This is a genomic window from Bacillus swezeyi (assembly GCF_001969815.1).
GTDB classification, from domain to species: domain Bacteria; phylum Bacillota; class Bacilli; order Bacillales; family Bacillaceae; genus Bacillus; species Bacillus swezeyi.
This window is the reverse complement of record NZ_MRBK01000018.1, coordinates 19,039-42,072: the sequence shown is the minus strand read 5'-3', so window position 1 is coordinate 42,072 and position 23,034 is coordinate 19,039. Positions and strand designations below refer to the sequence as shown.

At 44.6% G+C, this 23,034-nt stretch carries 25 protein-coding genes; 2 read left to right on the top strand and 23 right to left on the bottom strand.

Translation table 11 applies throughout. From position 1 onward, the window contains the following. Positions 1 to 10: 10 nt before the first annotated feature. From pfkB to BTA30_RS15520, 8 genes are all read right to left on the bottom strand, one after another. Positions 11 to 922: a 1-phosphofructokinase gene (gene pfkB / locus BTA30_RS15555; RefSeq protein WP_076762229.1), complete on the bottom strand. Its 912-nt coding sequence runs from the start codon at positions 920 to 922 to the stop codon at positions 11 to 13. Next, positions 919 to 1,674 (bottom strand): DeoR/GlpR family DNA-binding transcription regulator, encoded by a 756-nt coding sequence (locus tag BTA30_RS15550; protein WP_076762228.1) that lies wholly within the window; start codon positions 1,672 to 1,674, stop codon positions 919 to 921. Before BTA30_RS15550 ends, pfkB begins: the two co-directional genes overlap by 4 nt. 1,076 nt (positions 1,675 to 2,750) lie before the next feature. Continuing rightward, positions 2,751 to 3,944 (bottom strand): ABC transporter permease, encoded by a 1,194-nt coding sequence (locus BTA30_RS15545; protein ID WP_076762227.1) that lies wholly within the window; start codon positions 3,942 to 3,944, stop codon positions 2,751 to 2,753. Continuing rightward, the gene (locus tag BTA30_RS15540) at positions 3,941 to 4,633 is read right to left on the bottom strand and encodes an ABC transporter ATP-binding protein (protein WP_076762226.1); all 693 of its coding nucleotides are present in this window, start codon (positions 4,631 to 4,633) and stop codon (positions 3,941 to 3,943) included. The genes BTA30_RS15545 and BTA30_RS15540 overlap by 4 nt, the downstream gene beginning before the upstream one ends. Beyond that, on the bottom strand, positions 4,630 to 5,769 hold the full coding sequence (locus BTA30_RS15535; RefSeq protein ID WP_076762225.1) for an efflux RND transporter periplasmic adaptor subunit: 1,140 nt from the start codon (positions 5,767 to 5,769) through the stop codon (positions 4,630 to 4,632). The genes BTA30_RS15540 and BTA30_RS15535 overlap by 4 nt, the downstream gene beginning before the upstream one ends. Further along, on the bottom strand, positions 5,770 to 6,450 hold the full coding sequence (gene yknW / locus BTA30_RS15530) for a YknW family membrane protein (RefSeq protein WP_076762224.1): 681 nt from the start codon (positions 6,448 to 6,450) through the stop codon (positions 5,770 to 5,772). It lies immediately after the preceding gene. Between the two features lie 94 nt (positions 6,451 to 6,544). Beyond that, positions 6,545 to 8,365, bottom strand: a complete 1,821-nt coding sequence (locus tag BTA30_RS15525) for an ABC transporter ATP-binding protein (RefSeq protein WP_076762223.1) — start codon at positions 8,363 to 8,365, stop codon at positions 6,545 to 6,547. A gap of 14 nt (positions 8,366 to 8,379) precedes the next feature. Next, complete coding sequence (locus BTA30_RS15520; RefSeq protein ID WP_076762222.1) at positions 8,380 to 10,137, bottom strand: ABC transporter ATP-binding protein; 1,758 nt, start codon at positions 10,135 to 10,137, stop codon at positions 8,380 to 8,382. Positions 10,138 to 10,401: 264 nt separating this feature from the next. Here BTA30_RS15520 and BTA30_RS15515 point away from each other — a divergent pair, with 264 nt between their 5' ends. Further along, positions 10,402 to 10,782 (top strand): Rok-like winged helix domain-containing protein, encoded by a 381-nt coding sequence (locus tag BTA30_RS15515; protein WP_076762221.1) that lies wholly within the window; start codon positions 10,402 to 10,404, stop codon positions 10,780 to 10,782. 27 nt (positions 10,783 to 10,809) lie between these two features. Here the strand turns inward: BTA30_RS15515 and moaD are convergent, their stop codons facing one another. The 6 genes from moaD to mobA form a co-directional block, all read right to left on the bottom strand. Beyond that, positions 10,810 to 11,043, bottom strand: a complete 234-nt coding sequence (gene moaD / locus BTA30_RS15510; protein WP_076762220.1) for a molybdopterin converting factor subunit 1 — start codon at positions 11,041 to 11,043, stop codon at positions 10,810 to 10,812. Then, on the bottom strand, positions 11,036 to 11,533 hold the full coding sequence (locus tag BTA30_RS15505) for a molybdenum cofactor biosynthesis protein MoaE (protein ID WP_076762219.1): 498 nt from the start codon (positions 11,531 to 11,533) through the stop codon (positions 11,036 to 11,038). The genes moaD and BTA30_RS15505 overlap by 8 nt, the downstream gene beginning before the upstream one ends. Beyond that, on the bottom strand, positions 11,512 to 12,048 hold the full coding sequence (mobB, locus tag BTA30_RS15500; protein WP_076762218.1) for a molybdopterin-guanine dinucleotide biosynthesis protein B: 537 nt from the start codon (positions 12,046 to 12,048) through the stop codon (positions 11,512 to 11,514). The genes BTA30_RS15505 and mobB overlap by 22 nt, the downstream gene beginning before the upstream one ends. After that, positions 12,015 to 13,307, bottom strand: coding sequence for a molybdopterin molybdotransferase MoeA (locus BTA30_RS15495; RefSeq protein WP_076762217.1), 1,293 nt, complete (start codon positions 13,305 to 13,307; stop codon positions 12,015 to 12,017). The genes mobB and BTA30_RS15495 overlap by 34 nt, the downstream gene beginning before the upstream one ends. Positions 13,308 to 13,325: 18 nt before the next feature. Next, complete coding sequence (locus tag BTA30_RS15490) at positions 13,326 to 14,339, bottom strand: MoeB/ThiF family adenylyltransferase (RefSeq protein ID WP_076762216.1); 1,014 nt, start codon at positions 14,337 to 14,339, stop codon at positions 13,326 to 13,328. Between the two features lie 114 nt (positions 14,340 to 14,453). Next, positions 14,454 to 15,041 carry a molybdenum cofactor guanylyltransferase gene (mobA, locus tag BTA30_RS15485; RefSeq protein WP_076762215.1) on the bottom strand — a complete coding sequence of 196 codons (588 nt, stop codon included), beginning with the start codon at positions 15,039 to 15,041 and terminating at the stop codon, positions 14,454 to 14,456. Positions 15,042 to 15,197: 156 nt separating this feature from the next. Here mobA and BTA30_RS15480 point away from each other — a divergent pair, with 156 nt between their 5' ends. Continuing rightward, on the top strand, positions 15,198 to 16,157 hold the full coding sequence (locus BTA30_RS15480) for a coiled-coil domain-containing protein (RefSeq protein WP_076762214.1): 960 nt from the start codon (positions 15,198 to 15,200) through the stop codon (positions 16,155 to 16,157). A gap of 148 nt (positions 16,158 to 16,305) precedes the next feature. Here BTA30_RS15480 and rok read toward each other — a convergent pair whose 3' ends face one another. From rok to BTA30_RS15435, 9 genes are all read right to left on the bottom strand, one after another. Beyond that, complete coding sequence (gene rok, locus BTA30_RS15475) at positions 16,306 to 16,884, bottom strand: transcriptional regulator Rok (protein WP_076762213.1); 579 nt, start codon at positions 16,882 to 16,884, stop codon at positions 16,306 to 16,308. Positions 16,885 to 17,429: 545 nt separating this feature from the next. Further along, positions 17,430 to 17,888, bottom strand: a complete 459-nt coding sequence (locus tag BTA30_RS15470; protein WP_076762212.1) for a TlpA family protein disulfide reductase — start codon at positions 17,886 to 17,888, stop codon at positions 17,430 to 17,432. 88 nt (positions 17,889 to 17,976) lie between these two features. Beyond that, the gene (gene ahpA / locus BTA30_RS15465) at positions 17,977 to 18,519 is read right to left on the bottom strand and encodes a biofilm-specific peroxidase AhpA (RefSeq protein ID WP_076762211.1); all 543 of its coding nucleotides are present in this window, start codon (positions 18,517 to 18,519) and stop codon (positions 17,977 to 17,979) included. 292 nt (positions 18,520 to 18,811) lie between these two features. Further along, entirely contained in the window at positions 18,812 to 19,057 is a 246-nt protein-coding gene (locus tag BTA30_RS15460; protein WP_076762210.1) for a YkuS family protein, read from the bottom strand. 63 nt (positions 19,058 to 19,120) lie between these two features. Beyond that, positions 19,121 to 20,245, bottom strand: coding sequence for an N-acetyldiaminopimelate deacetylase (locus BTA30_RS15455; protein WP_076762209.1), 1,125 nt, complete (start codon positions 20,243 to 20,245; stop codon positions 19,121 to 19,123). A gap of 70 nt (positions 20,246 to 20,315) precedes the next feature. Further along, positions 20,316 to 21,026 (bottom strand): 2,3,4,5-tetrahydropyridine-2,6-dicarboxylate N-acetyltransferase, encoded by a 711-nt coding sequence (dapD, locus tag BTA30_RS15450; protein WP_076762208.1) that lies wholly within the window; start codon positions 21,024 to 21,026, stop codon positions 20,316 to 20,318. Between the two features lie 103 nt (positions 21,027 to 21,129). Next, positions 21,130 to 21,582 (bottom strand): flavodoxin, encoded by a 453-nt coding sequence (locus BTA30_RS15445; RefSeq protein WP_076762207.1) that lies wholly within the window; start codon positions 21,580 to 21,582, stop codon positions 21,130 to 21,132. A gap of 29 nt (positions 21,583 to 21,611) precedes the next feature. Continuing rightward, positions 21,612 to 22,505, bottom strand: coding sequence for a WD40/YVTN/BNR-like repeat-containing protein (locus BTA30_RS15440; protein WP_076762206.1), 894 nt, complete (start codon positions 22,503 to 22,505; stop codon positions 21,612 to 21,614). After that, positions 22,495 to 22,974, bottom strand: a complete 480-nt coding sequence (locus tag BTA30_RS15435; RefSeq protein ID WP_076762205.1) for a flavodoxin — start codon at positions 22,972 to 22,974, stop codon at positions 22,495 to 22,497. The genes BTA30_RS15440 and BTA30_RS15435 overlap by 11 nt, the downstream gene beginning before the upstream one ends. Positions 22,975 to 23,034: the final 60 nt, after the last annotated feature.

The window sequence follows — 23,034 nt, the reverse complement described above, 5'->3', positions numbered from 1 at the left end:
CTTTCCTCCTTTAAATCGTTTTGACTTGAACTTCCGGAAGAAGTTTGTGAACCAGCTCTTCTGTTCCGAGCTCCTCTGAAAAAGCGGTAGCGCTGCCTGAGGCAACCCCTAGCCGAAAAGCCTCTTTGATGTCGAGCTGTTTTTCAATACCTGCGAGAAAACCGGCAACCACTGAATCCCCAGCTCCAACAGAGTTAATGAGCTTTCCTTTAGGGACATTGGCATGGTAAACGCCGTCTTTCGTGAATAAAAGAGCACCTTCACCAGCCATCGAAACGATAGCGTTTTCCGCTCCTTGTTCAATCAGTTTTTTTCCGTAAGGCACTGCTTCTTCAGCAGAGGTGATCGTTGTTCCAAACATTTCTCCAAGCTCATGATGATTTGGTTTCATTAAAAGCGGACGCATTTGAGCCGCTTTTAAGAGAGCCTCACCTGAAATATCAACGACGACTCGAACATTCTGCTGACTGCATGTTTCAGCAATCTTTTCATAAGTGTCCTGAGGCAATGAAGCTGGAATGCTCCCGGCCATTACGACGATATCCCCTTCTTTCATGGCGGAAAATTGGTCTAAAAACGCCGCGAAATCCTCATCGCTAATTGAAGGGCCTTGTCCATTAATTTCTGTTTCATCCCCAGTTTTCAATTTCACATTGATTCGGGTATCTCCATTTACCTCATGAAAGGCTGTCTCAAGCTTCTCTTCTTCAAGAAATGACTTGATGTAACCCCCGGTAAAACCGCCGATAAAACCGAGAACTTTAGAAGGCACATGGTGTCTGTTTAATACCCGTGACACATTGATCCCTTTGCCTCCCGGATATTTCGTGTCATAGACAGAACGATTTAACCCGCCTAATGAAAATTCTTCAACGTGAACAATGTAGTCGACCGATGGGTTGAGTGTTACAGTGTATATCATGTTTTCACTACCTTTACGACAGTTTTTTCTTGATAGTTATCAAATGAATGTTTTGCAGATCCTGCTGTAACGATAGCTGCTTCGTCTAAACTTGCAAAGGCAGAAAAAGACATCTCTCCAAACTTGGAAGCATCAGCTAAAATAAAAGCTTTTTTTGCCTGTTTGACAGCTTTTGTTTTGATGAGGGCTTCTTCAGGATCGGGAGTTGTAAATCCCGCTTCTGTATGAATCCCGTTCACACCGATAAAACTTTTGTCAAACCGGTACTGGCTGATGGCCGACAATGCGGAGCCCCCCACGATCGCCCCTGTTTTATGCTTCACATATCCGCCTAATAAATAAAACGTGATACCTTTTTTGATTAATGCGTCAATGTGCATGACTCCGTTGGTGACTACGATAATATCCTTCTCTTGATCGATAAAGTCGATCATTTGCAAAGTAGTGGTCCCGGCATCAAGGAAAATGCAATCGCCTTCTTCAAGAAGAGAGGCGGCTTTCTGGGCGATTTTTTTCTTTTCATGAAGGTTTTTGGATGATTTTTCAAGCATATCCGGTTCCATTCGAATGTCGGAAAGCTTTGATGCTCCTCCATGAACACGCTTTAAATATCCGCGGGCTTCGAGCGTCGACAAATCTCTTCTGATCGTTGACTCAGATGCATTCGTTAAATTCATTAAATATTGGATTTTCACGACATCATGCTCTTCAATTTCGTCAATGATCAGCTGGTGCCGTTCGGGAGTCAACACATTATCACCCCTTTTTGAAAACGCCTTCATTTAGCTTACAATTTCATTGTAAACGCTTTTTCGACATAACTCAACAAAAATCTTTCAAATTCATTCAATAACCATCAAAATCTTTCACATTTCAACATCTTAACGTGATATGTATCATTTGTAAACTGTATAAACTATAAAAATTCGCAAAAATATGTGACATTATTATTATCTATTCCATCAAGATTCATGCAACGGCTCATCAATAAACCCCATGCTGACTGCATGAGGTTTTTGCGAAAAGAGCTTTATCCATCCATTTGTCAATATTTTCTAATATCACTTGAAACAATCCACAGAGATTAGATAACAGCAGCATAAGAATAAACAATACAGAAACGCCGATCCAAGCAGCCCTACAGCAATTAAACATATGACCAGATCGTAAAAATATCAAACATGCTCGGAAACACTCAAAGAGGTTCGCCGGCTGGAATGTATCTGTCCAGCGAATGTGAAAAATAATAACCCAAACTGATCACGACATCCCTGATGACCGTGACAAAACTCACATAAACAGACTGAGAGACCATACATGCAAAATTGGGTTTTTCCTCCGCCGATTTTTGCGATCAGCCACAATACTAAAGCACTCAACACTTAGAAAATAGCGGATTGAAAAATATTACGAAGGCCAAATAGCTGTATTTCTCCGGCCCTAGATTCAAATGATACAACTCGTCCATTTGCCAAAACATGATATCAATAGATCGTCCGGACAAGACCAGCACGATCATCATCGCAGCCAAATGACAGGTCGCTCTCTCATTCGCACAAACTGATGGACAGGGCTTGTGATCATACCGATCAATGACGGCTTTAGCTCTTTTGGTGCGTCTACTTTCGCTTCCACGTTCTCATTCCACCCGTACATTCCTTTTGGTGAAATCAAGATGAAATTCACAGCAATTTCAAGTCTAACCTTCATAATCCGGATATTTTTCTAAATTAGTTTCATTTTATATAAAATTGGACTAGAAAAAAGACCGTCTGCACAACGGTCTTTTCGTCTTTTATATCTCGGCCGCGGATCTGAAAGAGTCATTCTATTCATAACGCAATGCATCGATCGGATCGAGGCGGGACGCTTTATTGGCCGGGATCAATCCAAATATGACGCCGATCGCCATGCTGAACAGCACACCGCCAAGAACCACCTGCCAGGAAACGAGCGGCGGCCAGCCGGCGAAAAATGAAACAAGAGAGGCTCCCCCATATCCGAGTGCAATTCCCAGCACACCGCCAATCAGTGTAATCAATGCCGATTCAATGAGAAATTGCGTCAAAATCTGGCCTCGTGTCGCACCGAGCGATTTTCGAATACCGATTTCCCTTGTTCGTTCTGTGACGGACACAAGCATGATGTTCATGACGCCAATGCCTCCAACCAATAGGGAAATGCCTGCGATCGAGCCGATAAACGTTGTCATAATCGCCGTGATTTGGCTGATCCCGGACGCAATTTCTTCCATATTCATCACTTCATAGGAATCTGTTGTGCCGTGATTGTCATTGATGATGTCAGCGGCTTTCGTTCCGACCCCATGCAGATCATCCGCAGATCGCGCCTGAACGGAGACGGAACTGTAATCGCTGATGCCGAAAGAAGACTTAAGCATCGTAAACGGAACATATATTTCATTCATCCCCATCGCAAGCAGTCCGGTTTCTTTTTTCAAAACACCGATGATTTGCACCGGCTGTCCGTTTAGCCAGACGACTTGATCGAGCGGGGATTGATGAGGAAACAATTCTTCCGAAAACTTTGAGGACACGATGCCGACCCTTTTCCCTGTCCGATAGTCCGTTTCGCTAAATTCTCTTCCTTTTTCCAGCTTCATTGAATTGATGCTGATATATCCGTCATTGATTCCGTTCACTGCAGCATCAGACTCTTCTTCCCTAAAACGAACATTCATGGTTTCAGTCGTCTTCGCGACAACCTGTTTCACTCCTGAAACAGATTTAAGGCTCCGGATGTCCTCTTCTGTAAAGCTGGCGCTCAAATAAGCGTTTGGATTGACAGATAATTCTTCCTCACTTGGATTGTAAAAGATTTCAACCGTATTTCCCGGTCCGCTGATTGACTGTTTAAGCATCTGCTCTCCGCCTTGCCCTGCGGCAACAACGACAATCACAGAGCCCACTCCGATAATGATGCCGAGCATCGTTAATATCGAACGCAGCTTATGAGACAATATAGAACTCAAAGCCATTCTCAAGTTTTCAACGAGATTCATTCCGCCGCCCCCCTCCGCTCTCTTTCAGCCGAGATAATTTCACCGTCCCGCACCATGATGATGCGGCTCGTATAATCGGCAATTTCGGGTTCGTGGGTGACAAGAACAACAGTCGTTCCCTCCTCATTCAATTCAGTAAATTGCTCCATAACCGCATGGCCTGTCTTCGTATCGAGCGCACCGGTCGGTTCATCAGCCAAGATCAGTTTTGGTTCATTGACAGTCGCCCTCGCTATGGCAACACGCTGCTTTTGGCCGCCGGAAAGCTCATTCGGCATATGGTGCATTCGATCCTTCAGGCCGACCTTTTCAAGCGCCCGTTCCGCCCGCTCCCGCCGTTCTTTTTTCGGAATGCCCGAGTAGATCATCGGAAGTTCGACATTTTTCATGGCATTCAGCCTCGGAAGCAGCTGAAACTGCTGAAAAACGAAGCCGATTGCCCGATTTCTGACCACTGCAAGCTCTTTTTCCCCATATGATGAGACATTTTCGCCGTCCAAGCTGTATACTCCGGATGTCGGCCGGTCAAGACAGCCGATGATATTCATGATCGTCGATTTTCCGGAACCCGACGGACCCATGATGGACAGATATTCGCCCTGCTTAATTTTCATATCGATTCCTTTAAGGACATCGACCGTTTCCCTTCCGATTTGATAGCTCTTTTTCACTTGGGAAAACTCAATCATTGAAGCTTCACTTCCGTTCCGCTTTTCAAGTCGTCAGCAGGGTTTGCAATGACTTGATCTTCGCTTGTCAGACCGTCGGTAATTTCAATGACGCCATCGGTGTTTTCTCCGGTTTTCACATTGATCCGCTCCGCCTTTCCGTCTTTGACAGCAAATACGTATGATTGATCACCCTCCTGCTTGACGGCCCCGGCCGGCAGAGCCTGAACGGTTCTCTTATCCGTCTGGATATTCATAATCATTTTAAAACCTGGTTTAGCTTGCGGGCGTTCGCCTTTGATCTTCACTGCAACCGGATATTGAACAGCGCTTTGTTCCTTTCCGGCTCCTGTTATTGCAGTATCCTGCTGCTCGGGCGCCAATCCGACCGCAGATACCCTGCCTCTCCATTCTTTGTTTTGAATGACATCTGAAGTGATCGTTACATTCTGGCCTTTTTTCACTTTCAATGTGTCATATTCTGATAACACCCCTCTGACGATAAGCTTGTCCTCATTCCCGATATGTACAACAGGCTTTTGAATGTCCGATTTGTTGGCCGCCGCTTCCTTGTCAGCCGTAATCACCGTGCCGTCGATTTCACTTTGCACTTGGAGTGCGGCCGTTTTGTTCTGGAGCGTTTCTTTTTGCAAGCCGGCTTGTTTGAGTTCAAGCTGGGCCGTTTTTTCCTCCATTTCCAGCTGTGTGCGTTCATCATCAATCTGCCTTTTGGCTTCTTTTTCGCCAAGCTCCGCCTTTAGATTCTTTTCCTTATCGCTTAAATGATTGATTTTTTTTTGAATCTGCTCAAGCTGAAGCTGCTTTGATTCAATGGAAAGGGCGTTTTGCTCTGTTTCTAAACGAAGTTCTTCATTCGCATATGTGAAAAGCACATCTCCTTTTTTAACCTTGTCCCCCTCTTTCACTTTAATGTCTGCGATCTCTCCTTTTTCAGGTTCGTAATATTCATATTGTTCGTTTGCAAATTGAAGCGTTCCCGGAACCATGACAGTAGAAGCGATCTCTTTTTCTTCGAGTCTCACCGTATCGATCGCTGCGCTTTCTCCACCGCTCGTTTGAGCCGAGCGGTAGAGGTTGAGCCCGATTAAAAGCGCAGCAGCCAGAATAATAACAATGCCGATCGCTATCTTTTTCATTTATATTGCTCCTTCAATTGATTCAAAAAAGTTACTGGCCAAACCGACTGCAAAAGCAAGCAAGAGAGAAATGATAAATAAAATGATAACCGCAGTCCAAGCTGCTTTTTTAGATATGCCCCCCACTTTTTGAAGCCCAATGGCAACCAGTGCAAGAGACCAGATTGTAAATAGGTCAAATACACCCAAAACCGTTTTGAGCGGCTGTCCTGCTGTGATGACACTGCTTAACGATGTGACGACAACTTCAGGATCGATATTTGAATAATAGATGACAAGACCGTTGATCAATTGTCCGGCAGCCGCTATAAAGTACGTGAAAACGGCCAGCGAGAACATGTGGACATAATCGGTTTCCCCTTTTCCGATCTTGACGATCAGCCAATAAATTAAAGCGCTGATCAAAATGGCGATGACAGAGCCAATAATCCCGCCGACCACACCTACGCCTTTCATCGCAGATGCAAATGCTTCCGCATCAGGCACACCCTGTAATTCAGATGTAAGATCGATTTTTGCATTGAGGTGATAAGCGCCTATAACGGATAAAATCAAGACGACGAAAAGAGGGAGCCAAAAAACCGGCTTTTCCCTCATTCTCTCAAACTGCTCTCCAGGACGCGTTATCATTCCCAGCAAAGACGGCTTTTTTCCTTTTTCCATTTCTAAATGAGTTTCCACTTTTTAATCCCCCTTATCATAATGACTACCTATTTGTACGGAGGTGAGTATAAAATGTTTCATGGTGTTTTTCGCAAAAATAGATTTTGCGTAGTCAATCCGCCTGAAACATGCGGTACTGTGCCTTCACAAGCTCATAATACATGCCGCGTTGTTTGATTAATTCCTGGTGGCTGCCTTCTTCCATTTTTCTGCCGTGGTCAAGCACCATGATTTTATCAGCATCTCTTATCGTTGACAGCCTGTGGGCGATCATTATCGCGGTGCGGCCGTGAAGCAGGGTTTTCAAGGCGGCTTGAATTTTGACTTCGGTTTCTGTATCGATACTGGCGGTTGCTTCGTCAAGAATTAGAATGCGCGGATCAGCCAAAAGCGCCCTTGCAAATGAAATCAATTGCCGCTCCCCCGCGGATAAGATGTTGCCGCGCTCTTCGACCTCTGTGGAATACCCCTTTGGAAGCGCTGAAATGAAAGAGTCGGCACCGACGGCTTTAGCTGCTTCAACGACTTCTTCATCAGTTGCGTTCGGCCGCCCAAAACGGATATTTTCCATAATCGTTCCTGAAAAAATGAACGTGTCCTGAAGGACGATGCTGATTTGCGAACGCAGGTCGTCAAGCGAAATATCTGTGATCGGAATTCCATCCGCTTTTACCGTCCCGCTTGTCGCATCATAAAACCGGCTGATCAGGCTCGCAATCGTCGTCTTTCCTGATCCTGTATGTCCGACAAGTGCAATCGATGTGCCAGCCGGAATCTCAAACGATATTCTGTGAAGCGCCTTCCGCTTCCCATCATAAGAAAATTCAACATCGTCAAATTCAATATGACCTTTTAATTCTTTTACTTTAACGGCATCTTCTTTATCCGCAACACTCGGCTTTTCATCTAGAAATTCAAATATCCGTTCAGACGAAGCCATCCCCATCAGCAGCTGATTATAGACTTGACCAAGCCTTGAAATCGGCTCCCAAAACATCCCGAGATAAAAAGCGAAAGATACAAAAACGCCGATCGTAATCGTTTCATTAATGATCAAGCTTGAGCCGTACCAGATGAGGATGGCGGTTCCGACCGCATTTGTCATTTCGACGAGCGGGCGAAATGTCGCATTTTTTTTCGTCGCTTCCCGCCAGGCTTCAAAGTTCTCGCCATTGACGCCTTCAAAATACATCATATTTTCTTTTTCCTGTGTAAACGCCTGAGTGACCCTGATGCCTTGGATGCTTTCGTTTAAGTGGGAATTCAGCTTTGACTGTTTTAACCGGACTTTTTGCCATGACCGGCGGATTTTTCTCCGAAGATTGGTAGAAATAAAGAACATGACAGGCAAGGTAATCATGATCGCGATTGTCAGCTCAGGACTAAGCGAAAACAGAATGACAATAATTCCGAAGAGCAGCAGGACATCCATCAGCAAATTGATGACTCCGCTCGTAAACAGCTCCTGCAATGAATTGATATCATTCATGATGCGGACGAGAATCGAACCCGCCGAGCGTTCGTCAAAAAAGCGGTGTGAGAGCCGCTGGACATGTGTAAACAAATGCTGTCTAAGATCATAGATCACATGCTGTCCAAGTTTGTTCATCCAACGGATTCTCAAGACATTCGCAACGTAATTCACCAGATACATGATGCTGATGACACAAATCAATAGAAGGAGAAGATTCATATCTTTGCCTGCGATTGCTTTATCGAGTGCATAGACCCCGATCAATATGGGCACGGTCAGCCGAATGGCCGCAGCGATGATCACCGTTAAAAAAGACAGCGGCAGCAAATTGCTGCGGTACGGTTTTAAATATTTAAGCAGCCGCCACATTTGCGCCCAGTTAAACGGCTTTTCAATGATTTGGTCTGAAGCGTAAAAAAACCGGTTCATCAATGTTTGTTTTTTCGCTTGGTGCTCCATCAAACAACGGCCCCCTATCCTGCAAAATGCGGTTCATTCAAAATCTTTTGATCTTTGTACTGCAAATCAAAAATCCGTTTGTATAAACCGTTTTTCTCAATTAATTCTTCATGTGTTCCTCTTTCCTTTATCATGCCGCTGTCTAAAACGAGAATTTCGTCAGCATGCTTCACTGAAGAGATTCTGTGGGCGATAATAAAAGTCGTCCGATCACGCATCACCTCTTGCAGGGCAAGCTGGATGCGATGTTCCGTCTCCATATCAACGGCGCTTGTCGAATCATCCAAAATCAGAATGCTCGGATTAAGACAAATCGCTCTCGCTATGGCAATCCGCTGCTTTTGACCTCCCGACAGCCCGAGTCCCCTTTCGCCGAGCATCGTCTCATATTGATCCGGAAGCTCCATGATAAAATCATGGGCCTGGGCTCTTTTCGCGCTTTCCATGATGTCATCCATCGATGCATCCGGCTTCCCATAAGAAATATTCGATTCAATGGTAGATGAAAATAAAAACGATTCCTGCGGAACGATTCCGATATTCGAGCGCAGCATCTTTAATGAATAGCGGGAAAGAGGTTTGCCGTCAATCGTGATATTTCCTGATGTCGGTTCATAAAAACGGCTCAACAATTGAATGATGCTGCTTTTCCCTGAGCCCGTCGCACCGATTAATCCAATCGTTTTCCCCCGGGGAGCTTGGAATGACACCTCATGCAAAGCTTCAGCGTTTCCCTTTGTATATTGAAGAGAAACATTGTTGAACACGACATCTCCATTCAGCCGTCCGCTTTCGGCCCGACAGCCACGGTCGGTTATTTGCTCGTCAGCATCAAGAATGTCTAAAAGACGCTCCCCAGATGCTTTTGCCTGCGAAAACAAGTTGATGACATAGCCGAGGTTCATAATCGGCCACATCATATAATTGACAAGGCTGAAAAAAGCGACGAGCTCCCCCGGATTTAAGCGGTTTTGAATGACGAGCCAGCCGCCATACGACAGGAGTGCAACAAGGCAGATATTGCCGATGAACTCCATTAAAGGGAAAAATTTCGACATGATATATGAAGCATTTAAATTTTTTGTTCGAAAATGTACGTTTGAATGAGTAAAATTCTGAATTTCAAAGTTTTCTTTTGACAGGGATTTTACGGTGTTCATTCCGCTGATATTTTCCTGGACTTTTGTATTTAAGCGGGCGAAGGATTTTCTTATCTTTCGAAAAGCGGGGTGCACTTTTTTATCAAACCGATAGACCGCCGCTCCCAAAAACGGCAATGACGCAATGGTTACGAGAGTAAGAGGTACTGAATAAGAAAACATGACAGAAAGGCTCAGTGTAACGAGCAGGACAAAACGAACCACCTCTGCAAAGCCGAACGACAAAAAGAATCTGATTCCCTCGACATCAGCTGTCAGCCGCGACATCAAATCCCCTGTTTTTGCACTGTCATAATACTTAAACGGAAGACGCTGCAGCTTCGCATACAGCTCTTTTCTCAGGCTGTAAACAGAGTGAATGCCGAACATATCGCCGAGATATTGATGGAAGAAAGTAGCTGCACCTTTTACTGTCATGACAACGATAAAACCTAGGCTGATCCACATGATCAATTGATATTGGCCGCCAATAATCACTTCATCAATCGTCATCTGCAGCATAATCGGATAAATGACAGTGATCGCCGTCATCAAGAGCATTGAAACCAGCGACAAAATAAACAGTTTTTTATAAGGCCAATAAAAAGACTTTAGTTTTTTGAGTGACTCCATTCGCACCAGCACCTTTCCAATTCATGTAAAACTAGGACACATCATCTAATATATCGATTTCCGAAATAAAATTCCACCAATTTTATAAAATTCAGACTTATTATGGAGACTTTCCACTTCTCCCGTCTGAACATCAAACGGCTGCTCAGTTTGCCGATTTGAAAATATTAAGCCGATTATAAAGGAAAATTTTTGATGAATAGAGGAATATGATGTAAAATAATAGAAAATGTTATCAAATTATGAATGACGGAGTTGATTGCAATGTCGAACAGAGAGGCTTTAAAAAAACAGCTTCTCCTCTTAGGTGAATTGGAACAAAAAGTCTGGAGAGACATCAGGAAAGAACGTGAAGGCATCTATGAAAGGCTGGGAGAACTTGACAGGCAGATCCAGCGATATAGACGTTCCAATAAAGAGTATTATGCAGCACATTGCGTAGACATTATTAAACAGCAAAAAGGCAACATCGTAACAACGAAAGAGCTGAAAATGAAACTGAAAGAAAGAACCAATTTTAACGTTCACCGTATTAGTGAGCTTTATGAGCTTATTCAAAAATTAGAACCAAATATTTCTAAAGAACGGCGCGGCTGTTTTCTCTATCTCGGAAACGATTATGATAATAACGGCAGCCGGTTATAGCTTGTGCATAACCGGCTGCCGTTTTTTTTACCCTCCGCTGACCGGCGGAATGAAAGCGACTGTATCCCCGGACTTTACTTCACTGTTACCTCTTTTATACACTTCGTTGACTGCGATCATAGCCCGGTCTGTTCCCTGAAGACTGTACGTTTCCTTTAAAAACTGCCTGATGCGGTCTGTCGTTGTTTTCTCTTCTTCCATATTGATGCTCTGTGCACCCGCTTGCTCTGCAAGATTGGCAAACAACAAAATTTTAATCAATGTCAGCACCTCTTTTACGGTTCGAAGCCACAGCTTCTATGTCTGGCTTTCCTTTGGGATATGCCGTTGTTTCAAGCTGGTCTCCGATCCAGGATTCTCCGTCTTCCCAATGCTCTTTTTTCCATATCGGAACGATTTGCTTTATTCTATCAATCGCATATTCGTTCGCTTCATAAGCCGCTTTTCGATGCGGGGAGGAAACGGCGATGACAACGGCTGAATCCGAGATATCCAATCTTCCGATTCGATGAGTAATAGCCGCAATGGCTCCCGGCCATTTTTCACTGATTTCTTCGCCTATCTGAGACAGCATGCCGACTGCCATCGGAACATAAGCCTCATATTCCAGATAGAGCGTTTTTTTTCCATTTGTCCATTCTCTCACTGTTCCGATAAATGTCGTAATGGCGCCGGCTTCTCTTCTCTCGACTTTTTTGACGACAGCGTCGATTACGATGGGTTCTTCTGTTATGACAAATCGTCCAGACAAACGCCTTCCTCCTTTAAGTATTTTACAATATAAGGAATCGCACTTGGATCCTCCATATGAAAACATTGTATATCATTCCCGGCAATATGCGGTTTATTGTGCTGGTAAATGACAGCGATAATGCCGTCCAATTGTTCAATCAAATCGTTATCCCCGTCATCTCTGACCATTACAACCTTTGGATATTCAGCTTGTTTAAATCCTTCAATCAGCAGGCAATCGATCGACAGGAGGCTGTATGCGGAAATCAGCTTTTCCAGCGTCCAATTCCCGCGGGCGGTAAGCTGGAAAACACCTGCGCCTTCCACCCCGGAAGCCGCTGCACCAGCCCGCAAAAAACGGCCGGAATCTTTTCCTTCGGTAAAAGCATCCGGCTCTCCCCCATGACCGTGATGCTTCAGACAGCCGGCCTGCACACCGTCATGTTCGAGCTTTTCCAGAAGCATTTCAACAAACGTCGTTTTACCGCTATTTTGATACCCTACGACCTGGAGGATCGGAAAATCTCTTGCCATAGCTCCTCACTTCCGTTCTCATCCCGATATAAAAGGACATGCACCCGTCTGCCCGCTTCATAGCCTCTTGTGCCTCCAGGTAAAACCATAAGGGCATTGGCATCTGCAAGCGATGTGACAGCACTGGATTTATCAAGGCCGACCGGTTTTGCATGAAGCGTTCCTTCTTTGATCGAGACAAATGAGCGGACAAACCTTGTAAATGGATTAGGCTTTGGAAAATCCTTTGTTAGAATCGCTTCAGCGCACATTGGATACGGTTTTGGATCACGCAGCCAAGCTTTGACGGACGGTTTTACAAACAGCTCAAAACCTACGAAACAGGCAGACGGATTCCCTGACAGCCCAAATAACAATTTTCCGTTTAATTGGGCGACTGTTGTTACGCTTCCCGGACGCATCGCCACTTTATTAAACAGAACCTCGGCGCCGAGCTTTTCATAAATAGCCGGCAGAAAGTCAAAATCCCCAACGGACACTCCGCCGGTTGTAATCAGAAAATCCACCTTCTCCAATGCTCCTTCGACCGCTTCAAAGCTCTCCTCAAATTGATCCGATATTTTCCCTAAATAAAGAGGTTTGCCGCCTGCTTCTTCAACCTGGGCTGCCACCATGCCCGCATTGCTGTTGCGGATTTTCCCCGGAACAAGGGGGTCACTGACATTCAAGAGCTCCGTTCCGGTTGCTATGATACCGATCACAGGCTTTTTAACCACTGGAACAGCAGCATAGCCGAATGTCGCAAGCAGTGCAACAACCCCCGGCGTAATCCGCGTTCCTTTCCTTATAAGAACCGAACCTTTTTCCGCATCTTCACCCGTTTTCGAAATGTTTTCTCCGGGCCGGAAAGCACGCTTCAGCATCATATAGTTTTTTTCGTCTTCTGAATATGTCTTCGTCAGCTCGAGCATGACAACCGCATCCGCACCTTCGGGAATCTGCGCTCCCGTCATAATCCGGACTGCCTGAAAAGGGCCGAGCTTTTTTTCCGAAACAGCCCCGGCTCCGATATGATCAATAACCTCAAATTTAAGCGGGTTCTCTCTGGAAGCGCCGGCAGTATCGGACGCGCGGATCGCAAAGCCGTCATATGGCGAGCGGTCAAAGGCCGGCACATGGTGATCAGCTTTTACATCCTCAGCTAAATACCTGTGCAGACTTTCCTCAAGCTGAGTCCACTCTGTTTCTCCCTGTTTCTGCAGCTGTATGACACGTTCGGCAGCTTCATAGACGGGGATGGGTTTTCTTTGTTCAAGCATTCAAAAAACCTCCTGTTTTTACATTCCGATGACTCTTGCCAATACTGAGTTGGCTTCTTTTATATCGCTTGTGCCGTGAACAAGCGCCCTTCCATCATGAAAAATGACGATCCGAAACGCTTCATATGCAACATGAAGCAGGTAGTCATTCGCATCGACTTTGCCGATCCCGGCAAGTTTTTCGATGAGCTCTTGTTTAGGAAGGTGTTTTAACATATCGCTGCGTATTTGAACGGTCTCCCTTCCGCACAGCACGTCCGCTTTCTTTTGCTTTGAGTTCTGGAGAAACGGATAAACCGGCGCTTGGCCGCATGAAGGGCAGTTCTTATGACGGTCTATTTGCATCTCAAAATGGGTGTTCGCCCATAAATCAAACGTGACAAAAGCCGTTTGAATCGCCTCTTTTTGATCCGTCAATATCTTTAATATTTCGGCCTGCTGATAAGCCGACACCATTTGAACGGCAGGCGAAATAATTCCGGAAGTATCACATGTTGCTCCACCAATCGGAATGTCCTCAAACAGACAGGCAAGGCAGGGTGTGCTTCCGGGAACGATCGTCATATACATGCCCTGGCTGCTGACACAAGCGCCGTAAACCCATGGTGTACCCGCCGCTTGAGCCAGATCATTGATGATCATGCGGGTCTCAAAATTGTCTGTTGCATCAACGACGGCATCCGCCTCTTCGATCAGCGGCTTCAGCGTCTCAGCGGTGCCGTCTGAAACATATGTATGAAGCCTGACATCGCGATTCATTTTTGAAAGGCGCTCTTTTGCCGCAACCGCTTTTGGAAGCCGTTTTTCTGCGTCTTCTTCGGTATAGAGCTGCTGCCTTTGCAGATTGCTCCATTCTACATAGTCGCGGTCTATAATAGACAAAACACCGACTCCTGCACGGACAAGCCCTTCAGCGGCGGCTGTGCCGAGCGCTCCGGCTCCGACAATCAAAACATGGCTTTTTCTTATTCTGTCCTGTCCCGCTTGTCCGATGTTTTGATATCTGATTTGTCTTGAATACCTTTCATGCATCAGGATGATCTCCTTTACTCCCTTTTTTAGTATCATATCATGTTTAGCCAGGAACATCTTTTCCCGATGTCTGAAAATAAGCTGAAAAGCTCTTGCAATCTATGATAAAACATTTTATTCCGAAAAAATCGTTTCAATTTTATCTAAATCCGACTTTTTATTGACATTTATAAATTCCCAGGGCTCTGCGCCGATTACATGTGCTTCAATATACTTTACACGAATTCGCTCAAGGAAGCAGCTGATCTTCAGCTCATCCCGCCGAAGCTGGTCGTACAAGATGTGTTTCACCCTTTTATGATAGACGGCGACAAGCGGCTGCGCCCTTCCGTCTGCAACCGTCACAACGGCATCGTCAGCAGGCGTCATCTGTTCCTTTAAAGCGGAGATGGTCGATTTCCTGATAAGAGGCGTGTCACAGGCCAAAATAACGTAAACGTCCCCTTCCTCACGCACCATAGCCGTATATATTCCGGCCAGCGGGCCTTTTCCTTCAAACGGTTCAACGTCTTCCAGCACTTTTTTTTCTCCATAAGACCTGAAACGATCTGTCAGTCCGGGACGGCTCAATATCAGCGCCTCCCCCCCAAAAGCCTGCTTGCACCATTGATAAAGAGGTTTATTTTTCCACAAAGCAAATGCCTTCGGCTCTCCAAAACGGCGTGACAATCCGCCTGATAAAACGATATGTACAGGTTTCATTCCCTTCCCAACCTTCCTATTCAAACACCTATTGTGAAAATCATAGCAAAACAGCCGAAAAAGGAACAAGTCCATAAAACGGATTTTTCAGAAGACATGAACGGTCCGACTTTTGCATATTGTAGTTGTAACATCTTTAGGGGGAGCTGGATCACCATGAAAAAAACAACAGGTTCACTGCCTTTCTTTCACGATTTGTCCCAGGAAAATCTATTTTTAAAAGCGGAGCTGGCCAGATGCCATCAATTGATTCATGAGCTCGAGGCAAGTTATTTTCGTCAAAAGAACCATAAGCTCAATCAAGAAAATGCCGCCATGAGACAGCAGCTTGATCAGCTGACATTGGAGCTGGAGCGGATTAGGGCTAACAATCAGGACGAGTCGGCCGAAACGCTCAGCCGCACCAAAAGCGAGTTATTGAGTAAAATCGTGATGCTGCAGGAGCTTCTTCAAAAAGAAACCTATATGAGGAAACAAGAAATTGAAGAAAAGCACCGTCTTCACTTGGCAAACGTAAAATCCGAAGAGGAGAAAAAGGGCTTACATAGACAAATAGAAAATGAGAAATTCAATACAGAAAATGAAAAAATATCCCGGCAAAAAACCGAAAAAGAACTTAAACATATAACGAAGGAGAATGGGCGGCTGAAAGATGAGCTTCACGCTAAAAGCCTTCAGTTTAAACAGCTTGAATCAGATGTAGCTTTGCTAAAAGAGCGGGTCGCAGATACGAAAAGCCGGCTGCTGGAAGCTGAAAAAACGAAGGAATCATTGTTTTACGAAACGATTCTTTCCTATAAAAGGCAGCTCGATGAGAGCGATAAGTGGATTGCTTCTCATTTTGCTGATATTGATACCTATCAGCAAACAGAGAAAACACTTGGGCAAGACAACGATATATTCGAACGCTCAGAGCAGATTGAGACGGTTCTTCAATCGGTAACAGAACAAGTTGATCTCCTTCATAAACAGCTGAGTATTATCCAGACGAACGATGATAAAATGGAACATAAAATTGAGGAATGGAAAAAACAGAATAAAGAAGAGGAATCATCTCCTCAAAAATGGGTCTATAAAATCAATCGAACGGATAAGGAAACAAAACCATTAAATTAAATACAACTTTAAGGAAAAAAATGGTTTATACAAAAAAACTGCTTGAGCCGTTTTTCTCAAGCAGTTTGACTGGCCGGCGGCATTCAAATCGGCCGCCGTTCTTTCCCTATAAAATTGCAAGCGCTATCTGGAAAAGCCAGGATTAAACCTATTGCTGCTCTGTCTCAGTAGAGATTTCGCCCTCTAATATATATTGACCCCGATACGGTTTTTTGACTTCAGGGTACATTTTAATCAAGCTCTGCATGAAAGTTGTCATGTTAGGGATCTCGAGTCCGCTTTCTTTCTCAATTTCTTTTTGAAGCTCGGAACTTTTGATTGCCGCGTTGTGGCGTTTCAATGTTTTAATTGCTGCTTCACGCAATTTTGCAGCCTTAGAACCCGGACGGGCCGTACCCCTTCTGCGCCTTGTCGTACCGTCTGGAATTCCAGCTGGCAGTGCGGAGGCTTGCTGAGAAGTCTGCTGCTGGTTTTTTTGAGATGCTTGCGGCTGCTGCTGGTAGCTTTTCATCTCCTGTGCAGCTAATTCAGCTAAAACCGGGAGCGATTCACTTTTCCGCTCTGGGCGAAAATCTTTTTTTGTATCATTAAAGCTGGATGGACGATCCAATTCGCGCAGCTTTGCATAGATATTGTCACGCTCAATTTGATACTCCCTAATGACTTTAACCTCAGCCTCATTTAGCTGCTCTAATCTTAAACGCAATGCTTCCCTCTCGTTAAACATACCGTTTTTGCCCTCCTATCAGAATAAATAAACCTTCTAATAAAAATATTAGATTACCAAACTAATTTTATCAACTATTTTTTCGTTTTTCTACTGTATTTTCCCGTTAAGAAAATAGAACTAAATTTCCGTGAAGGTTGACTTTGCAGGAGTTTTTGAAGCATTTTGACCTACTTTATCATCCATGTCGAAAAATGGTAAATAATGAAGAAACCTAGAAAAATACTTTTTGAATGAACATAATTTAGGAGTTGAAGGATCTGATCAACAATAATGGAAAGTGTGAGAAAACGGTGATCATTCCGGCTTATAAATCCAGAATATTCAAAATTGGCAGATTTCACGTGTCGAAACCGCCGTCTTTTGCGCGGGCGGGCGAGCCAAAATGCTCCTTAATCAAAAATGGGACATAAGGCTTACTAAACGAAATAAACAGTGTCTTAAGATTCATTTAAAGAGAGGGGCGGATAGCGGAAATTTTTTTGATTTTTTTGAAGCGCAGGCCGGGCTAAAATAAAAAACCCCAGGAAACGGGGCTTTTTATTTTATTCAGCAGATTGTTCTGTTTCGGCAAGAACGCGGTTTACACGTTTTTCGAGCATTTTCATTCCGCTGCCTCCAGCTTGAAAATGGCGAAGCTGACCTGTCTTGTCGAATACATAATAAGCAGGGACATATTCATTCTCAAAAGCATCCGTTAATTTATGCTCGCTGTCAACAAAAATCGGCTGTGTAATGTCATGTTCAGCTGCTACCTCTTTAATTTTATTGATGTCCAAATCGTCTTCCGAACGCGGCATATGCACGGCAACAACGTTCAGCTTATCCTTGTATTGGTCGCGGAACTCGTTGACTTGCGGCATTGCCTCTTTGCATAAGTGGCAGCTGATTGACCAAAAATGGATCAGTGTCGGCTTTTCACCAATAAGCTGCTCTTTTGCCACTTCTCCGTTTAACCATTCTTTTGCGCCAGTTAGCTCTGGCATAGGCTGACGTAATTTCATGTTTTTTCCTCCATTGTGATTTAGTCGATGAAAAAGGTCTAACAAATGTTAGACCTTTCCAATCCTGCTTCATCTATAAGAGACGAAATTAAAGTGTTTTTTGACCTGGTTTCCAGTTTGCAGGGCAAAGTCCGCCTGTTTGCAGCGCTTGTAAAACACGCAATGTTTCATCAACGTCACGGCCGATGTTGTTATGGAAAACAGTTTGGTATTGAAGCTCACCTTCTGGGTTGATGATGAACAATCCGCGAAGCGCTACACCTTCTTCTTCGATTAATACGCCGTATTCGCGGGATATTTCATGGTTAGTATCTGCAGCAAGTGCATATTTTAATTGGCCAAGACCGTTCTCTTTGCGGTCTGTGTTGATCCAAGCCAGGTGAGTGTGGATTGTGTCAGTTGATACACCGATGACTTCTGCATCAAGGTCTTCGAACTCGTCATAGCGGTCAGACATCGCGGTAATTTCTGTCGGACATACGAAAGTGAAGTCCATTGGGTAGAAGAAAAGAACAGTCCACTTGTCATTTTTCATGTTTTCTTCCAGGCTTACTTTACCGAATTCTTTGTTTGCAAGTACAGCTTCCATTTCAAAGCGAGGTGCTTGTTTACCTACCATACGTTCTGCCATTTTATGTATCCCTCCAATGATATTTTTGGGTTCAGCTACCCATATCAAAATGAGAATTTAAATATTAAATTCTCATTTAGTTAATAACATCACATAATTAATTATAATGCTAATAGTTTTTTTAGTCAATATTAATTGATAATAAATTTAAATTAGCAGTGATTCTTCTTTGAGATCTTCACATCTAAAGTGTAACACGTTGCCAAGAAAGGAAACAACATATGAGCTCGGGCTCGGATAACATTTGTAAACAAGTTAAAACCGAAGCATGAACTTCGGTTTTATTGTCTGATTAATGAAGTTTTTGCTCAACCTGCTGACAGATTTCATCTGCTGTCATACCTGTCGCTTGAATGACGGACGCCCCTGTCATCGTATCCGAAATTCCAAGCATGTCAGTATCCAAGCCGGTGACAACACAACAGTCGCAGCCTTTTGCATCATCTTCTGTTTTCATCAATACAACCTCATACCCTTTTTCCTTTAAAGCAGCCTCAACATCTGAAAGAGATTGTTCAATTCCGATTTTTTTCGACATGAAGAAACACCTCCACCATTTAAGATGCCACATTTGCCTGTATTTTATACCGGTCTGTGCATCTCATTGGGCGCAAGCTGACAAATAAGCAGTCATGACGCGAACGGCTGTCTCAAGCGCTTCTTCTTTCGGCTGCAGTTTGGCGTGATGAAGCCCGTACGGAGAGTCGACGCCGAGCCAAAACATAAAGCCGGGATATTTTTTCAGCATGTAGCCGAAATCTTCCCCTGTCATCGCTTCTTTTGAACGGATCACTTCAGCAAGGCCGTTTTCAGAAACAAACTGCATAAAATCTTCGACTAAATCGCTTGAATTGTAGACCTGATGATATGCGGCAGGATAGCTGACTTTTCCCTTGCAGTGATATGCTGTTTCAAGGCCTTGTACCATCGCTTCGATCCGTTTCCTCACCTCATCCATTGATGAAGGTGAGAGCGTCCTGATCGTTCCCTCCAGTTTGGCTTCCTGAGCGATGATGTTTTGAGCCGATCCCCCCGTGATCGTCCCGATGGTGATAACCGCGCTGTCCAGCGGATCTACGTTCCTGGCCACGATCGACTGCATCTGGGTGACCAGTGAACTGGCCGCCACCACCATGTCTTCGGCAAGGTGCGGATATGCCGCATGTCCTCCCTTTCCTTCAAGCTCAATGACAAGCTCTGAAGTATTGGCAAAGAGCAGCCCGCTTTTTGTCCCGATCGTGCCGACAGGAAGCTCCGGTGCGATATGCAGTGCCGTGATCATGCTGGGCTCCCACTTTTTCATCATGTCGCTTTCAAGCATCGGTTCCGCCCCGCCCGGTCCTTCTTCAGCCGGCTGAAACAAAAACAGAAGATCCTGTTTAACCGGATGATGGACGAAATGATCGATGATGCCAAGGGCAATCGTCATATGAAAATCGTGGCCGCACGCATGCATCTTATCCGGGTGGACGGAAGAAAAGGCATAGCCTGTTTGTTCCTGTATCGAGAGCCCGTCCATGTCGGCCCTGTACGCTAGTATCTTTTCAGGCGCAGTCCCTTTTACCTTCACAAACAAGCCGGTCTTCCACTTTTCGATTTCAAGCCTGTTTTCGGGATACTGCTGCAAATGGTTCAGAATATAAGCCTGGGTTTTATATTCATGAAAACCGAGTTCCGGAATTTGATGCAGATCTCTTCGAATCGCTGCCAATTGCTCCATTTTCATCTTTTCGAACCTCCCGCCTATATGAAAAGGCGTGGATTGCTACATCCACGCACTTCTTTGATGCCGCTGATTAAAGCTGGCGCAATTCCTGTTTAATTTCAGTTTTGCCTTTTGTTTTTTCGTCGATGTCTTTGATTTTTTTCGCAGGTGTACCAGCGACTACAGTGTAAGGCTCAACATCTTCGACAACGATGGCGCCGGCTGCAACAACTGCTCCTTTTCCGACTGTCACACCTTCAAGAACGACTGCGTTCGCACCAATCACAACCTCATCTTCAATGACGACAGGTTTTGCAGAAGGAGGCTCAATGACACCGGCAAGCACAGCCCCGGCTCCGATGTGGCAGTTTTTGCCGACGGTAGCCCGTCCGCCGAGCACGACGTTCATGTCGATCATCGTTCCTTCACCGATCACAGATCCGATGTTGATGGAAGCTCCCATCATAATCACGGCATTATCGCCGATTTCAACTTGATCGCGAATGATCGCGCCCGGTTCGATCCGCGCTTTAATGTTTTTCAAATCAAGTGTTGGTATGGCTGAATTGCGGCGGTCATTTTCAATTACATGGTCTTCGATTTTGCTTTTGTTCGCTTCAAGCGCAGCTTGAATCTCGTCCCATTCTCCAAAAACAACGCCTGTGTTTCCCGTGATAAACGTTTGTGCAGAAGGGCCGAAATCAATTCCTTCAAGATCGCCTTTCACATACACTTTGACAGGTGTTGATTTCTTACTATTTTGAATAAATGAAATAATTTCATTTGCATCCATCATTTTCATTATGTAAGTCCTCCTTCTATTTTTCTCCTCATAACTGTATCAAAGGTAAGATTTAAAGACAAGAAAAAAAGGAAAGGGCCGTCCCATTTCCTCTTTGTATACATCAAGCAGGCACCTCGCATATTTTGGCAAATTCCCTGCCGAATGCAAGCAACATATTTTCTTCCTCGCCTTCCGGGTTCATTTCGATTTTGACCGACGGAAGCCCTACGTTTCCGCCAAGCTCCTTGATTTTGTCTTCGAGGATGTCGACAGCTCCGCAAAAGTGCTCGTAAGAAGTATCCCCCGAACCAAAAACGGCAAACGTCTTGTCCTTGAAATCCATGCCTTCCATATCTTCATAAATATCCAAAAACTCATCAGGGAGCTCACCATCCCCCCATGTATAGGCGCCAAATACGATGTGCTGATAGTCGTTAAAAAGCTCTGCGTCAACATCCATCGCTTCATGGCGGTCTACTTCAGCTTCTCCTTCTAAAAGGCCTTTCTCAATTAAGTCCGCCATCGCTTCCGTGTTGCCGGACATGCTTGCATAAACAAGTAAAACTTTCCCCATGGTGACTCCTCCTAAAAACGCATTTAAAATTAATGGGCTGTTGCAGATTGTTCATATGGCCTGACAAATTTGCATTCATAGAGACCTGCGCAAAAGAAATTTTCTTTTTGATTGGCCACTCTGAATCCGTGCCCTTTAATGGTGTCAAACCATTTCAGCTCCCTTTCAAAAAAAGCAAGCTGATAGATTCTCGAGAATCCGTCGCGGTCTTGAGCTGATGTAACATAAATAATCCCGTTGTCTTCCGATACATCAAGAAAGGATTCTTCTTTTTCTTCAATGTCCGGCTTGATTCGTATGTCTTCATTCGTATGAATGTTGAGGATATCGACGGCTCCGTGCTTCCCTTTTTTCGATCCCGTCGCACACACAAGCCACTTCCCGCCAAAGGCTATCATGGAAGCTGTCATGCGGTCTGTTTCTTTTTTCACCAAAAAAGCCGTTTCGTGATCTAAATCATAAGCCCATACACCGCCGTGCATTTCATGGATCTGCGTTCCGATGTAGAGACGGTTTTCATGAAGGCAGAGAGAACGGATAACAGGGGGATTGAGCAAATCGGAAAACGGCTTGACGATTTGCCAGGACACTCCGAAATCGTCGGACACGTAGATGCAATGTTTCCCGTGCGCACATACAAATCCGTCTTTTCGGCCCGTAATGGACCATATCGTTGCATTTGTCGGAAAACTGGACAGAGACCATGTCATGCCTTGATCAGACGATCTGATGATCGTTCCTGACTCGCCCACTCCGAACAAATAATGGCCGATATATGTAATGGAGCAGATTTTGCTTTTCAATTGAAAAAGCTTGATCCAGCCTTTCTCAGATGAATAGTGGAAAATGCCTTCCCGTTTTATGGCGACAAAGTATCCCGAATGTTTGGCGGACGCTACAGCTGTTGCACCTTTATGAAACATGCGGCTCTGCCTGCCGGTTTTGATGTTGTACCCACCCGATAAAGCTTGCAGCAAATTCTTTGCAGCACTCTATATCCTCATCTGTTTCAGGAGCAAGCTCTACTTTAAGGGTTTCCGCAAATAGATCGGCTCCCGTATGCTCAAGCATGCTGTAAAACGTGTTTACCGCTTCACAGAACTTCGGATATGCGTAGTCTCCAGAACCAAAACAAGCCGCCTTTTTCCCTTTTAGATCCATTGAAGAAACCTCTTCATAAAACGCTTCCGCTTCATAAGGAAGATCACCGTCTCCCCATGTGTATGTGCCGATTAAAATGTAATCAAATTCAGAAAGTGAATCGATGTCCACATCATCCATTTCCTGGCATCTGACTTCAAATGAATGCTCTGTCAGTACATCTTTGATCATCATCGCTATATCTTCTGTATTGCCAGACATGCTGGCAAACGCAATCAACGCTTTAGACAACTGAACCACCTCAAGTAAATGATAATGATTTTCATTATTATATAGATACACTTTAAGTGA